The organism is Nostoc sp. LPT (genome assembly GCF_017115165.1).
Taxonomy (GTDB): Bacteria; Cyanobacteriota; Cyanobacteriia; order Cyanobacteriales; family Nostocaceae; genus Nostoc.
Window position 1 is genome coordinate 12,216 of record NZ_JABXKF010000156.1, and the last position, 12,956, is coordinate 25,171.

Sequence of the window (12,956 nt, forward strand, 5' to 3'; positions counted from 1 at the left end):
TACCATATCAGCCCTCAGTTAGGAAGGTTTTGAACATGAAAGACCAACAAGGATCTAATCGTATTTCTTCAGGCGTAATTGCAGCTGTATCAGCAGCGGTTGTAGCGGTGGGTGGCGGTGTAGCTTGGTTTACCACACAATCTGGCAATACTCCCACACCGTCAAACCCCTCTGGGCGCATTGAACAATCAGCACAGCCATCAACTAGGCAGCCAGCTAATGAGCAAACCCCTAATGTTTATTGGCTCAGACCAAAAGACAAAAATGTTGCTTTGGTTCCCCAACCTGTTAAAGTCGCTTCTATTCGACCTAACCAGCCTTTAGAAGCAGCTTTCCAGAGTTTGTTAGCAGGCCCAACAGAAGGGACAGATTCGACAACTATCCCTAAAGGAACCAAGCTATTGGGACTGAAGGCGGAAAATAATGAGGTTCACGTTAATTTATCTGAAGATTTTACCAGTGGTGGTGGTAGCACCTCAATGATGGGCCGCGTCGGACAAGTTGTTTATACTGCGACAAGTTTAAATCCCAAAGCCAAGGTGTACATTGACGTGAACGGCAAACCGTTGGATGTTTTAGGCGGCGAGGGTGTAGAGTTACAACAACCCCTAACTCGTGAACAGTTCCAGAAAGATTATCCACTTTAGTCAATGGTCATCGGTCATTGGTCATTAGTCATTCACAAATGACAAAGGACAAATGACAACTGACTTACCGTTTGCTATTTAACACGCGAAAATTACGGGCTTGCTGCTCTAACCTTGTGGCGAGACGATCGCAAACCCGATTACACAAATCAAAAATCATTTGATCTTCCACCCGGTAATAGGCGCAAGTTCCTTCACTGCGGCGGCTAAGAATACCTGCTTGCCACATTACCTTCAGGTGTTTTGACACATTTGCCTGAGAAGTCTGTGTTGCCTCTACCAACTCTTGCACGCATTTTTCTTCATCCCGTAATAAGTGTAGCAGCCGTAGGCGCATTGGCTCACTTAACAGGCTGAAGTATTCAGCTACTTGTTGCACCACCTCTGGTGGTAAAGGCAACGTTTGTTTCATCAGGGTTAACCCGCAAGAACAGAAAATTTTAACAATGACTCACTTCATATATACATTAATACTTAATCAGGGTTAATTCGCATCAAAGGTTGACCATATTCTACAGCGTCGCCATTTTGGAGAAGAATTTCCATCACCTGTCCAGAGACTTCGGCTTCGATTTCATTCATCAGCTTCATGGCTTCAATGATACAGACTGTTTGACCCTTGCGGACGCGATCGCCCACTTCCACAAATGCCGTTTCCCCAGGTGCAGGAGCGCGATAAAACGTTCCTACCATTGGGGAAGGCACTTCTACTAATCTCTGGTCAATGGTTGAGGGAGGATTTACTGATAACTGCATTTGTGTGCTAGTTCCAGTATTCTCAAATCCACGAGATGTGGACACCTCTGTTAGCTGACTTCCGCTCATCTGGTTTCCCCCAGATGAACTCGATGTCAAGCCTGAACCTACCACACCGCCTAAAGTCCCTTGACCTACCGACAACATCTGATTGCTAACGCTCACAGCCTTACGGACTGTTAGCTCAAAATCATCGCTTTTGAGCGTGACTTCTGCAATATCTGTTTGTGCGATAGTTGCCAGAAGTTGGCGGATTTCATTAAAGTCCAATGGCACAGTTTTTATTACCTCGACCTATCCGTAAATTAGCATTTTAAGTGCGGCAGGGAATTAATCCCTATGTAGGGATTTCAATCGGGAGCAAGCATCTCCGTAGAGATGAAAGTTATTCCCTGCTGATATATTTATCTTCCTGGGTATCAACTTTGATGCGTTCTCCTTGGGAAATAAACAAAGGAACCATCACAACTGCACCAGTTTCCAGAGTTGCTGGTTTTGAGCCACCTGTGGCGGTATCACCTTTTAAACCTGGATCTGTTTGTACAATTTCCAAAACCACAGACTTAGGTAACTCTACTCCTAGCACCTGTTCGCCCCACCAAATAACTTCGGCTTCCATACCTTCCTTGAGGTACTTGACGCGATCGCCAATTTGTTCGCGAGTCAATCTGCCTTCTTCGTAGGTTTCCATATCCATAAAGACAAACTCATCGCCTTCTTTATAGGTATGCTGCATCGTACTTTTTTCTAGAGTGGCTTGCGGCACTGTTTCCCCGGCTCGGAACGTTTTTTCCATCACGCTCCCACTCTGGACATTTTTTAGCTTAGTTCGTACAAAGGCGGAACCTTTGCCTGGTTTGACGTGCAAGAATTCAAGCACTCGCCATACAGACCCATCCAATACAATTGAAACACCGGGTCGAAAGTCGTTACTGGAGATCATGAAACTTTCAAATTTTGGAAGACAATCGGCATTTATTGTACCCTTCTAGGGTCGTCATTGGGCATTTGTCATTAGTTAGTTGTCATTTGTCATTAGTCATTTGTCATTTATCCTCCGCCCTTAACGTGGGAAGATTATTTATGGGTTACATCCAGTCAACAATTCACTGCTGCATTTGAGTTATCCCATGCTTAACTTATTAAAATCCTGGCTGAAGAAGAGCCTAATGGCAATACTGCTGATAACAATATTTTTAGGCATAACTACAGCTGGGTGGACTCCCTCCAGTAGCGCCGCACTCCCAGCCGGCAATGCAATTACCGACGGTAAGGCTTTGTTGCGGTATGCACTCCCGATAGATAACAAACCTGTACGGCAACTACAAGGCAGCTTAGAGGACATCTCTGCCCAACTGCGGGCGAATCGACGTTGGGGTGCTATTTCCAAAGACATCAGCCAAGCATCCCGCATTCTCGATAAACCTTCCCAAATCTTAACAAGCGTTCCCGCAGAACGCCAACCCCAAGCTGAAGCTTGGATTACCGAGTTGAAAGCTGGGGTTGGTAAATTGGAAGAATTGGCGAACAGCAAAGATAAAGAACAAATTCTGCAAGAGAGAAGTAAACTACTAAATCTCGTTACTCAGCTAGAAGATTCAATGGTGAAACAATTTCCCTTTAAAGTGCCTGCTGAATATAGCAACCTGCCGCAACTTAAAGGTCGTGCCACTGTAGAAGTTAAAACCAACAAAGGCGATTTAGCTCTTGTCGTAGACGGTTACAGCGCTCCTGTGACTGCTGGTAATTTTGTCGATTTGGTACAGAGGGGTTTTTATAATGGCTTAGAATTTACCCGTTCTGAAGAATCTTACTTTCTCCAAACTGGAGATCCTGCTGGGAAAGATGTAGGCTTCATTGATCCCAAAACGGGAAAATATCGTGCTATTCCCTTAGAAATCTTAGTTCAAGGCGATAAAGCACCTACTTATGGCATTACTTTAGAAGAAGCTGGTCGTTACGTTGATATGCCAGTTCTACCCTTCTCTGCCTTTGGTGCAGTAGTGATGGCTCGTCCTGAAAGTGAAGTAAATGGTGGTTCATCACAATTTTTCTTCTTTTTGTTTGAACCAGAACTCACCCCCGCCGGACGCAATCTATTGGATGGTCGCTATACCGTTTTTGGCTATCTCACCGAAGGTAAAGAAGTTTTGGATAAGCTAAAGGCGGGTGACAAAATAGAATCGGCAACAGTCGTTCAAGGAATAGAAAATTTAGTTGAGCCGCAAGCTGCCTAATAGATTTAGGACTTACGCACTGTACAAAAGAATCATGTTGTGTATCAACGTAAATACATCGTTTCAGGTTTTTATTAATCATTCTTTGATGGTAAATAAACCCGCGCTGTAGGAGCAATTCATGAATTGCCCCTACGATAGATGTGGTTTTTCAAATCATCGATACATATTTGGTCTTTCCTGTCAATGCGTAAGTCCTAGATTTCAGCCTTTTCAAGGTGGGAAATTTGGAACGAATCAATACTCCATAAATTTGGCATAGCCATGTTCCTATTAAAAACAGCCATATTCCTATTATAAATTGGAGTCATTACTAACAGATTCATCACATACAGCCGGCACAACTATTGCAATTATTATTATTGTCACCGCCATTACTGTTACCGCCACGGCTCAAGAAACAAAAAATTAATATAGGCAACCACAAAAGCCACCACCAAGACCACTCTGAAGCTTTGTCCGAGGTAGTGTGATTATTCTCAAAGGTAGATGTTGGTCTATTGCCAGGACGTGGAGTATTTTCAGCCACCTGAGACATCATAAGTTCAGAGCTATTCAAATTATTTGAATAGTTATGAGTATTAGCAATCAGTGGGAAAAGGCTACTCATTGCTAGAACTAGCATAAATGATAACAGCGCAATTAGCATCGATTTCAACGCAGGCAATCGAAGAAAAGTAAAGGATGGTTTGGGTACAATCCAGTAGCAACGAGTGTTTACTCGTGTGAACTGAACATTATTATCGAATTGGATATTTGATGACTGCCAAATATCAATCGGTGGGCGCTCATTAAATATTTTTTCATAGCTAATCAGCGTTTCGTTATACCACCTGCGATGTTTTTCCTGCTCGCTATAACCGCCACTACTAGGATGATGATGCAATGATTTATGTAAGATTTTACCACAAAACTCATCCCAGTATGAGTGAGTGTAGGTTAAGTGCAAATGCCAAACTTGATCCACTTGAGCAGAAGGACTAACAGGATGCCCAGCGATAACGGCAAGAAAGGCAAACTTTTTGTACTCGTTAATAACACGTTGGGTGTATTTAGTTGTCCAACCGTTGTCTTTTGCTAATCGATAAGTAAATGATAAAACTGCATCAGCATCATCTAGAGAAAATTTTTGAATATTTTGATAAAGCTCTGTCTGTTGAGTGTTCATTAGTAACTCCTTTAAAGTGTTAAAAGTTAAATTGTCAAGACTAACATACAGGTAATAGAATGAACGACAGAGGAAGTGGATGAGTGTTTGAAAGTTGTTTGCGTAAGTCCTAATTTTGGCTTACTCAACAGTAATTATTTGTTTTTCGGTAAAACACATGGCAATACCTTTCTCGTAATAAGCTGCTTCATTGATAAAAACAGGATAGGTAGTTGAGTTGGCTTCGTAGGGAATTGTTTGACCGTCAAATGTTAAGAACATAGGATCGCCAGGATTTAAAGCCTCATAATCTTTAAACTGAAGCTGAGGATGGATCATGGCTTGAATTTCTCCGTGTTCGTTTCTGGGATAATCAATTGCTTCTATATATCTGTAGAAGATAAGAGTATTTGAGAACGCTGGTACTTTTCCCTGGTTGTACAGTTCTAAATAATCTAAAATTGTGTAAATTATGGCTTCAGTTTTCAGAAAAATATCTGGATTCAAAACACCTTGAGGAACAGAGCCAACCTCAATAGCAACGCTAAATTTGCCAAGCGATCGCAGCGAATTATCACCTCGACCAGAGTTTCCAGAACTATAAACCTTGACTGAAGGATTAACATAACTGAGATAGGCGGCTAATTGCAGATTGAAGGGTTGATGATTATCGACAATAATGGTTACACCCATGTTGGCGGTTGTACTATGTAAATCCAAAATAAAATCAACAGGAGTTTTACCATTTTGACCAAACAGATGGTCAATTTCTTGAGCTAGTAAATCTTCATAATCAGAAAGTGTTGAATCCTCTAAATTTTGACGCAAGAAGCACCGATTTAAATCTTTGTCAATGTATCGTGTTCCTGCTGCAAATGCTTTAGGATTAGCCAACAATGTCAGTGTTTCAAAATTGGATTTACGAATTAGCTCAGGAAATTGCTCAAAAAGTTTGATCAAGTATGCTCCAGTAAACTCGTTCCCATGAGTTCCACCTCCAATCAATACTCGATTGATTTGGCTCTTAAATTTCATTTCTGGTTCCCTAATTGCAAGTGGTTGTATTGCTCTGAAGATATCTTGGGAAACCATGATATAATCACCTTGTTTATGCAACATTCCATGACTAAAACGTCATAATGCTGAAAAAACAAGAATCTTTAGCCTCTCACAAATGGTCAAATTGGGATGAACTAGAACTGCGTCACCTGAAGTATGCGATCGCTGTAACCCAAAAGCAAGGATTTACCAACGCTGCTGCATATCTGGAAATCGATCAGGGATTTCTGAGTAGACAAATCAAGCGGCTGGAGAAAAAAATTGGATTTCAACTATTTGATCGCAACCAGCGCCCGTTAAAATTAACAGATGCGGGAAATGAGTTTTTGCAAGAAGCCTGTCAAATTCTCAGTCAGGTTGAACGAGCAATTGAATCAGGTCAACAGTTAAGTCGTGGTGAGAAAGGACGATTAACTATAGGAATCAATACATCCATCGCCAACAGCAAACTACCCGATATCCTCCGAGCATTTCATGAGAAGTTTCCAGAAGTAAAATTGGTGTTACAGGAAATAGCTTCCTATGACCAAATTGAGAAGTTGCGAAACCAACAACTGGATTTAGGTTTCTTTCATCTGCATAATTTACAAAATATCAAAAGCAATAATGATGATGTTTTGACTTCTATGCCTATTCTTCAAGAATCGCTAGTCATTGTTTTACCGGAAAACCATCGTTTCGTAAGGCTAACTAGCATTTCACTTGCAACACTGGCAAATGAGCAATTTATCTTACCACCACATAACTTGTTATATAACTTACGCGATCAAATTAATAGGCTTTGCGTGGATGCAGGTTTTCAGCCAAAAGTCAGACAAGAAGCAGCATGGATATCAACTGTTCTGAGTTTAGTTGCAGGTGGAATGGGGATTTCACTACTTCCGGCAAACGTACAAAATCTTCAACGAAGTGGTGTAGTCTATCGTTCTATACAAGGACAATCACCAGTATTAGAAATCGTTGCTGTTTGGCGAAGTGATCATGTACCTATAATTTTGAAAAATTTCCTTGAAGTGATTGGGAATTTAGCATGAATTTATCTTCAATATTTTTCAACTCAGCATCGCTGAAGAGTTTTTAATCTAATCACGATTAAAAGACGACTACTATCTATGGTCTACTAGCCCAGATAACCTGCATTCAACACCTCTTCAACTGCAATATTAAATTCTGAAAAAATCCGTGATCCAATTTGCTGATTAGCTGTAAAAACTGTTTCTTCGTAAAATCCATCTTCCAGTAGTAACACTGAAATTTTTGTTTCTAGTGGGTCTACAATCCAATATTCAGGAACTTCTAACGCCGCATATTCCGAGCGTTTATAACGATAGTCCCGTTTAACAGACTCTGGACTGACCACTTCGACAATTAGTAACGGTGGTGATTCAAATACTGCTGAAGCATTCAACAATTCTCTGGCTTGTTCCACTGTCACTACACACAAATCGGTCAACCTAGATTTATTTCTACCCGTTCTCACCCCACTTTCCCGAAAAGTCAGCCAATTAGAGTTACAACGTTTGATTTCTGCTTTCAAGGCAGTATCCAAAAAATCGACAATCAGAAAATGTTCAATAGTAGGTGGATTCATTAACTCTAGCTTCCCATCCACCAGTTCATAATGGAAACCGTTGCCATCATCATAGGTTAAGTACTCCTCAAACGTAATGCTGGTTACTGGTGTTGTTACCATTCCAACTGACTCCTAGACGATATCTTTATCTTAAACAGTAAAATAAATCATCAGTTTTCTTCGTAGTTTTGCAACACCTCCTTTCAACTGCTCTCCCACCAAAAACCTATCCGAAGTCGTAAGCACAATCCGTCCGTAGTTTTGCTGTTTCATAATTGGAAAGGCGGCTTGAGCCAGCCATGTTGGTGCTTATAAATTAATGCTGATGGTATGAGTCAAAAATGGCGTTTCGTTGGTTGCTCCCCTATCTTGCTTGGAATGGATTTACGACGTTCATCAAAATCTGGAGGTTACTTTTATAACGTGAGCTAACGGATCAAAGCTGAGCGACGCTTCAAGGCGCCTGTTGGTGTGAAGAACGGAACCGGGGTGGCCGCCCTGAAGCGTTCGCTCGAGCGCCGTGTTAGGCTGTGTGGGCGGACGATGGAAGCGGACAGACTTGCATGGCTTGAATCAAGCCCTGCGCAATGGTGAAACGATGACCGACGTGCTCATCGGCAAGAACAACTCCAGCCAGGTCGCGCACGACCTGATGCACTTCGACCAAGATACGCCCGGCCTCCTCCGGGTGAAAAGTCACCGGCTCCACGTGCGGGTTGATCTCGCTCCATTGCTCCGTCCAGTAAGCACGGACTTCTTCAGATCCACGGACAAAACCGCCTTTGAATGCTCTCGGCCAGGTCACATCCGGAGTCATGAGGGCGAGGGCGGCGTCAATGTCCCGCGCGTTAAAGGCCGCGTAGGCCGCGCAAAGCAGTTCGATTAGGAGTGCAGGTTGATCTGGCATAAGCGGTGTGGTGAAGGATACGCAGTAGGGACTAACAATTGATAGACAGAAAATTTCTGTATAATACTCCAAAGCCGCTGTTTAAGCCGAATCTTTGCGCATAATACGCTCATTTGGGTGGATAGGTCGAAAGTTTCTGCATAACATCCTAAAGGGTAGAGGGTAGACTGGCTCTATCTATCTTCCGAACCGTTGGGTTTCACGCCGTTCAAACGCCACTTTGACGCCAGTTGCTACAACGGAGGGAACCTCCGCAACGCACTGGCTCCTCAAGTAGGGAAACCCGCCCATGCAAGTGGCTCCCCAACCTACGATTCTGTGCGCCTTCAAAGAGAACTGGTATTAGCTACCCAACTATTACCTCACTGTTACTATCTACATAATCCGTACTTACAGTCACCTGCTGCCAAGCATCCAAATCCGTTTTGACCCCTGACAGTTTTTCCTGAATCAGGCTCATGGCATCGGTGCCTAATGCCAGTCGCATCGGTGGATGAGGACTTTCCACAGCTTGAATGATGGCTTGTGCCGCTTTAAGTGGATTGCCAGGTTGCTTACCATCCATCTGTTTGAACCACTGCAATGAAGCACCGCTCACGGTCGCATAGGCATCAATGGAAAGTTCTGCTGCTGCCAGAGAGCGTCCGTTAAAATCTGTGCGAAATGCCCCAGGTTCAATTAAAGTGACCTTAACTCCAAAGGATTCAACCTCCTTAGCTAGGGCTTCAGACGTACCTTCCAGAGCAAATTTAGCGCCACAATAGAGGCTGCTTCCACCAAATCCCACTAATCCTGCTGTGGATGACATATTGACAATGTGACCGCTGCCTTGCTGACGCATCACAGACAAGACTGTTTGCATCAGACGGAGCGCCCCAAAGAAGTTGGTTTCAAAAAATCGGTGAATATCAACATCACTGACTTCTTCGAGTGCGGCAATGAGTCCATGTCCAGCATTGTTGACCAGCACATCAATTCGACCAAATGTAGCGATCGCTGTATCAACGGCTGCTTGTATGTCTTGGGATAACGTGACATCCAGACGTACAGCCTTTGCGGTCTCTGGATAATGCTCAATCAAAGTGCGAAGTTGCTCTGGTTTGCGAGCAGTAGCAAGCAGGTAGTCGCCCTTCTTCAACACAGCTTCTGCTAGGGCCCGTCCGAACCCTGTTGAACATCCTGTAATCAACCAAACTTTAGGAGCGACACGATTTTTGTCTGAGTTCATTTGTTTTCTCCAATACAAAAACGATGAGAGCAAGCTGGTGTATCTCTCGGTCGAAGCGAAAAGTACAGCAATTCGCTAAAAGCGCAACTGCAATTCTGTAACTTACTTTCCACATTAAGCAACCTGAATAAATATGTCCAATATGATTTTTGTCTTAGACTAAGACTTAAAACGTATTAATTGACAATGGAACTTCGACACTTGCGTTACTTTGTGACTGTAGCTGAGGAACTTCATTTTGGTCGCGCCGCGCAACGACTACAAATCGCTCAACCGCCACTCAGTCAACAAATCCGTCAACTCGAACAAGAACTCGGTGTCGAGTTGCTGTATCGGACAAAGCGAACAGTCCGACTTACTGAAGCAGGACTTGCCTTTTTACAGCAGGCACGACAAATTCTCGTGCAATCTGAGCAAGCGATTGAGGTAGCCCAACGTGCAAGTCGAGGCGAAGTGGGTCGTTTAGCGATTGGATTTGTTGGATCTGCCACGTGTAGCCTGCTGCCTGCTGCCGTGCGGTCATTTCGCCGTCAGTTTCCTGATGTCCGTTTGATGCTGCATGAAATGACCACGAGCGAGCAAATTGAAGCACTGCATGACGATCGCATTCAGCTTGGCTTTATTTGTCCGCCCATCAGCGATGACGAACTCAGCGTGGAAACGGTTTTACAAGAATCGTTCGTCGCTGTATTGCCAGAAGCACACCCGCTTGCGACGCAAACACAACTGTCATTAGCATCACTCGCCGAGGAGTCCTTCATTTTATCTCCACGTCATCTAGGAAGCGGCTTTTACGATCAGATTATCCGTTTGTGTCAACAAGCAGGATTTATTCCCCGAGTAACTCAGGAAGCAATTCAGATGCAAACTATTGTCAGCTTAGTGGCAGCGGAATTAGGGGTTGCGCTTGTCCCAGCTTCACTCCAGAATTTGCAACGAGCAGGGGTTGTCTACAAACCACTCGAAGACCAAACGCTCTATGTCAAGTTAGCAATTGTTTGGCGAAGTGCAAACACCTCGCCCGTGCTACACCAATTTCTAGCGCAATCAAGAGCCGTTACACGATTTAGTGCAGCGTTTCATTAAGCAATGCTGTTGAGGTTTGCCAAACATACCCATTTTTCCCAGCAGGCTTTGTACAATTTCCATATAGCTATCGTAAGGAGTGCTTGTTTCTTCTAATCAGCACCCTAATGGATCGATAGCTTTCTTGTCTAATTGCTCAACTTAAAACTGTCTGGAGTATTGCAACACGGAAAACCGATTGTGAACAGTGAGTTATCTTCTCAACAAGTAAAAGATATTGGCGAACAAGGTCTTTTGGAAAGATTACAGCGCTTCTGTCCTCCAGAAATTATCGGCGATGATGCCGCAGTACTTGAGACTGTACCAGGGCAATCTTTGGTAGTGACTACAGATGTACTGGTTGATGGCGTGCATTTTAGTAATCTCACCACTTCCCCAGAAGATGCTGGTTGGCGAGCTGCGGCTGCCAATTTATCAGATTTAGCAGCAATGGGCGCTTCTCCATTGGGAATCACTGTCGGGTTGGGACTACCTGGTGAACTTAGGGTGAGTTGGGTAGAACGCTTGTACCAGGGAATGACAGAATGCCTGCAAAAATACAATACCCTGATTGTTGGGGGTGATGTGGTGCGATCGCCTGTAACGACTTTGGCAATTACCGCTTTTGGTCAAGTGAACCCTAGCCAAATTATTCGCCGTTCTGCTGCTGTTGTGGGGGATACGATCGTCGTTACAGGCGTTCATGGAGCCTCAAAAGCTGGCTTAGAACTGCTCTTGCATCCCGAATTAGTACAGAACCTCAAAGATGCAGAATGCACAGCTCTAATCCTCGCACACCAACGCCCACAGCCACGATTAGATGTCTTACCAATCCTCTGGAAAATCTTAACTCCTAACTCTCAACTTTCCATTGCTGGTATGGATAGCAGCGATGGTTTGGCAGATGCGATAATCCAAATTTGCCGCGCGAGTGGCGTTGGCGCTGTCTTAGAACACAGACAAATTCCCATACCAAAAACTTTTAACCATTGGCTGACACCAGACCAAGCGCTAAAATATGCTTTATATGGTGGTGAAGACTTTGAATTAGTGCTGTGTTTACCACAAGAATTAGCATCAGCCTTAGTGCAACATCTTGGAGAAGGTGCTGCGATCGCAGGCAGGATTACAGCCGGATCGACAGTAATATTGCACGACGAGCAAAAAAAATTCCCCGACCAAGTTCTCAATCTTAGCCAGGGATTTCAACATTTTGGTCAATAGTGCTTTGTCATTTGTCCTTTGTCCTTTTTCTAATGACCAATGACTAATCACTAATGACTAATGACAAATTAATTATTGCCACTTCTCGGCTACCAATTCTGCCAAATCCAAGACTCGTTGGCTGTAACCCCACTCGTTGTCATACCACGCCATAACTTTTACTAGGTCATTGCCCATAACCAAAGTCAAGCTAGAATCGACAATCGAAGAAGCATCACTACCTTGATAATCGGAAGATACTAGTTCTAGTTGGCTGTAGTCCAAAATCCCTTTAAGTGGGCCTTCGGCAGCATCTTTGAGAGCTTGGTTAACTTCTTCAGTAATAGTACGCTTCTCAACCTGAACTACGAAATCTACCATTGAGACGTTCGGGGTTGGTACGCGCAAGGCAACGCCATTTAGCTTGCCTTTGAGGTCTGGGATAACCAGCGCCACTGCTTTTGCTGCGCCAGTAGAAGTAGGTACAATGTTTATCGCTGCGGCCCTCGCCCGTCGCAAATCCCGGTGAGAAGCGTCTAGCAAGCGCTGATCGCCTGTATAGCTGTGGGTGGTGGTCATCGTGCCTTTGATGATGCCGAACTTATCGTTCAACACCTTGGCAATTGGTGCCAAGCAGTTGGTAGTACAGCTAGCGTTACTGATAATGTGGTGTTTGTTGTGGTCATAGTCATGATGATTCACACCAACCACAAAAGTACCATCCTCGTTTTTACCAGGAGCGGTAATCAGAACTTTCTTGGCTCCAGCATTTACGTGCCTGAGCGCTCCTTCTTTGCTAGTAAATACCCCGGTTGCTTCGATAATTAGGTCAATTCCCCAATCTTTCCAGGGCAAGTTTTCTGGGTTGCGATCGGATACGCACTTGATGGTCTTACCGTTGACGATGATAGAGTTATCGTCAGCACTAATCTCAGCACCTTTGATCTTGCCTAACATTGAGTCATACTTCAGCAGGTGAGCATTGGTTCTAGGGTCTGAAGTGTCATTAATAGCGACAAGTTCGATTTTACTATTCTCTCTACCCACCCAACAACGCGCAAAGTTACGTCCAATCCGCCCGAAACCGTTGATTGCAACTCTAATCACAGTGTCTTGCCCTCTGTATTTATGCTT

At 43.8% G+C, this 12,956-nt stretch carries 14 protein-coding genes; 5 read left to right on the forward strand and 9 right to left on the reverse strand.

All coding sequences use genetic code 11. The features are described from left to right. The first annotated feature begins 35 nt into the window (after positions 1 to 35). The gene (locus HWQ58_RS29710; protein ID WP_292871065.1) at positions 36 to 647 is read left to right on the forward strand and encodes a GerMN domain-containing protein; all 612 of its coding nucleotides are present in this window, start codon (positions 36 to 38) and stop codon (positions 645 to 647) included. A gap of 64 nt (positions 648 to 711) precedes the next feature. Here HWQ58_RS29710 and HWQ58_RS29715 read toward each other — a convergent pair whose 3' ends face one another. The 3 genes from HWQ58_RS29715 to efp form a co-directional block, all read right to left on the reverse strand. Continuing rightward, positions 712 to 1,059, reverse strand: coding sequence for a metalloregulator ArsR/SmtB family transcription factor (locus HWQ58_RS29715; protein WP_104909018.1), 348 nt, complete (start codon positions 1,057 to 1,059; stop codon positions 712 to 714). A gap of 62 nt (positions 1,060 to 1,121) precedes the next feature. Next, positions 1,122 to 1,679, reverse strand: a complete 558-nt coding sequence (gene accB / locus HWQ58_RS29720; protein WP_292871067.1) for an acetyl-CoA carboxylase biotin carboxyl carrier protein — start codon at positions 1,677 to 1,679, stop codon at positions 1,122 to 1,124. 109 nt (positions 1,680 to 1,788) lie between these two features. Beyond that, positions 1,789 to 2,346 carry an elongation factor P gene (efp, locus tag HWQ58_RS29725; protein ID WP_292871069.1) on the reverse strand — a complete coding sequence of 186 codons (558 nt, stop codon included), beginning with the start codon at positions 2,344 to 2,346 and terminating at the stop codon, positions 1,789 to 1,791. A gap of 187 nt (positions 2,347 to 2,533) precedes the next feature. Here efp and HWQ58_RS29730 point away from each other — a divergent pair, with 187 nt between their 5' ends. Then, positions 2,534 to 3,640, forward strand: coding sequence for a peptidylprolyl isomerase (locus tag HWQ58_RS29730; RefSeq protein ID WP_292871071.1), 1,107 nt, complete (start codon positions 2,534 to 2,536; stop codon positions 3,638 to 3,640). Positions 3,641 to 3,965: 325 nt separating this feature from the next. On the opposite strand, the gene HWQ58_RS29735 is transcribed toward HWQ58_RS29730, so the two are convergent. Both HWQ58_RS29735 and HWQ58_RS29740 read right to left on the reverse strand, forming a co-directional pair. Then, positions 3,966 to 4,808, reverse strand: coding sequence for a hypothetical protein (locus tag HWQ58_RS29735; RefSeq protein WP_292871073.1), 843 nt, complete (start codon positions 4,806 to 4,808; stop codon positions 3,966 to 3,968). 120 nt (positions 4,809 to 4,928) lie between these two features. Next, positions 4,929 to 5,822 carry an aspartoacylase gene (locus tag HWQ58_RS29740; RefSeq protein WP_292871162.1) on the reverse strand — a complete coding sequence of 298 codons (894 nt, stop codon included), beginning with the start codon at positions 5,820 to 5,822 and terminating at the stop codon, positions 4,929 to 4,931. A gap of 104 nt (positions 5,823 to 5,926) precedes the next feature. Here HWQ58_RS29740 and HWQ58_RS29745 point away from each other — a divergent pair, with 104 nt between their 5' ends. Further along, positions 5,927 to 6,880: a LysR family transcriptional regulator gene (locus HWQ58_RS29745; RefSeq protein WP_292871075.1), complete on the forward strand. Its 954-nt coding sequence runs from the start codon at positions 5,927 to 5,929 to the stop codon at positions 6,878 to 6,880. Between the two features lie 86 nt (positions 6,881 to 6,966). Here the strand turns inward: HWQ58_RS29745 and HWQ58_RS29750 are convergent, their stop codons facing one another. The 3 genes from HWQ58_RS29750 to HWQ58_RS29760 all read right to left on the reverse strand — a co-directional run bounded on the left by HWQ58_RS29750 (position 6,967) and on the right by HWQ58_RS29760 (position 9,554). Then, positions 6,967 to 7,539 carry a Uma2 family endonuclease gene (locus tag HWQ58_RS29750; RefSeq protein ID WP_292871077.1) on the reverse strand — a complete coding sequence of 191 codons (573 nt, stop codon included), beginning with the start codon at positions 7,537 to 7,539 and terminating at the stop codon, positions 6,967 to 6,969. A gap of 403 nt (positions 7,540 to 7,942) precedes the next feature. Next, positions 7,943 to 8,326, reverse strand: coding sequence for a nuclear transport factor 2 family protein (locus HWQ58_RS29755; RefSeq protein ID WP_292871079.1), 384 nt, complete (start codon positions 8,324 to 8,326; stop codon positions 7,943 to 7,945). Between the two features lie 346 nt (positions 8,327 to 8,672). Continuing rightward, positions 8,673 to 9,554 (reverse strand): oxidoreductase, encoded by an 882-nt coding sequence (locus tag HWQ58_RS29760; protein WP_292871081.1) that lies wholly within the window; start codon positions 9,552 to 9,554, stop codon positions 8,673 to 8,675. Between the two features lie 186 nt (positions 9,555 to 9,740). On the opposite strand from HWQ58_RS29760, the gene HWQ58_RS29765 reads away from it, so the two are divergent. Both HWQ58_RS29765 and thiL read left to right on the forward strand, forming a co-directional pair. Continuing rightward, the gene (locus HWQ58_RS29765) at positions 9,741 to 10,640 is read left to right on the forward strand and encodes a LysR family transcriptional regulator (RefSeq protein ID WP_292871083.1); all 900 of its coding nucleotides are present in this window, start codon (positions 9,741 to 9,743) and stop codon (positions 10,638 to 10,640) included. Between the two features lie 180 nt (positions 10,641 to 10,820). Continuing rightward, positions 10,821 to 11,843: a thiamine-phosphate kinase gene (thiL, locus tag HWQ58_RS29770; RefSeq protein WP_292871085.1), complete on the forward strand. Its 1,023-nt coding sequence runs from the start codon at positions 10,821 to 10,823 to the stop codon at positions 11,841 to 11,843. A gap of 72 nt (positions 11,844 to 11,915) precedes the next feature. Here the strand turns inward: thiL and HWQ58_RS29775 are convergent, their stop codons facing one another. Next, positions 11,916 to 12,929: a type I glyceraldehyde-3-phosphate dehydrogenase gene (locus HWQ58_RS29775; protein WP_292871087.1), complete on the reverse strand. Its 1,014-nt coding sequence runs from the start codon at positions 12,927 to 12,929 to the stop codon at positions 11,916 to 11,918. Positions 12,930 to 12,956 lie beyond the last annotated feature (27 nt).

Bases quoted from the DNA above. Each gene is read 5' to 3' on its own strand.
- HWQ58_RS29710 (WP_292871065.1), top strand. From the start codon at position 36: ATGAAAGACCAACAAGGATCTAATCGTATTTCTTCAGGCGTAATTGCA.
- HWQ58_RS29715 (WP_104909018.1), bottom strand. From the start codon at position 1,059: ATGAAACAAACGTTGCCTTTACCACCAGAGGTGGTGCAACAAGTAGCT.
- efp (WP_292871069.1), bottom strand. From the start codon at position 2,346: ATGATCTCCAGTAACGACTTTCGACCCGGTGTTTCAATTGTATTGGAT.
- HWQ58_RS29730 (WP_292871071.1), top strand. From the start codon at position 2,534: ATGCTTAACTTATTAAAATCCTGGCTGAAGAAGAGCCTAATGGCAATA.
- HWQ58_RS29735 (WP_292871073.1), bottom strand. From the start codon at position 4,808: ATGAACACTCAACAGACAGAGCTTTATCAAAATATTCAAAAATTTTCT.
- HWQ58_RS29740 (WP_292871162.1), bottom strand. From the start codon at position 5,822: ATGAAATTTAAGAGCCAAATCAATCGAGTATTGATTGGAGGTGGAACT.
- HWQ58_RS29745 (WP_292871075.1), top strand. From the start codon at position 5,927: ATGCTGAAAAAACAAGAATCTTTAGCCTCTCACAAATGGTCAAATTGG.
- HWQ58_RS29750 (WP_292871077.1), bottom strand. From the start codon at position 7,539: ATGGTAACAACACCAGTAACCAGCATTACGTTTGAGGAGTACTTAACC.
- HWQ58_RS29755 (WP_292871079.1), bottom strand. From the start codon at position 8,326: ATGCCAGATCAACCTGCACTCCTAATCGAACTGCTTTGCGCGGCCTAC.
- HWQ58_RS29760 (WP_292871081.1), bottom strand. From the start codon at position 9,554: ATGAACTCAGACAAAAATCGTGTCGCTCCTAAAGTTTGGTTGATTACA.
- HWQ58_RS29765 (WP_292871083.1), top strand. From the start codon at position 9,741: ATGGAACTTCGACACTTGCGTTACTTTGTGACTGTAGCTGAGGAACTT.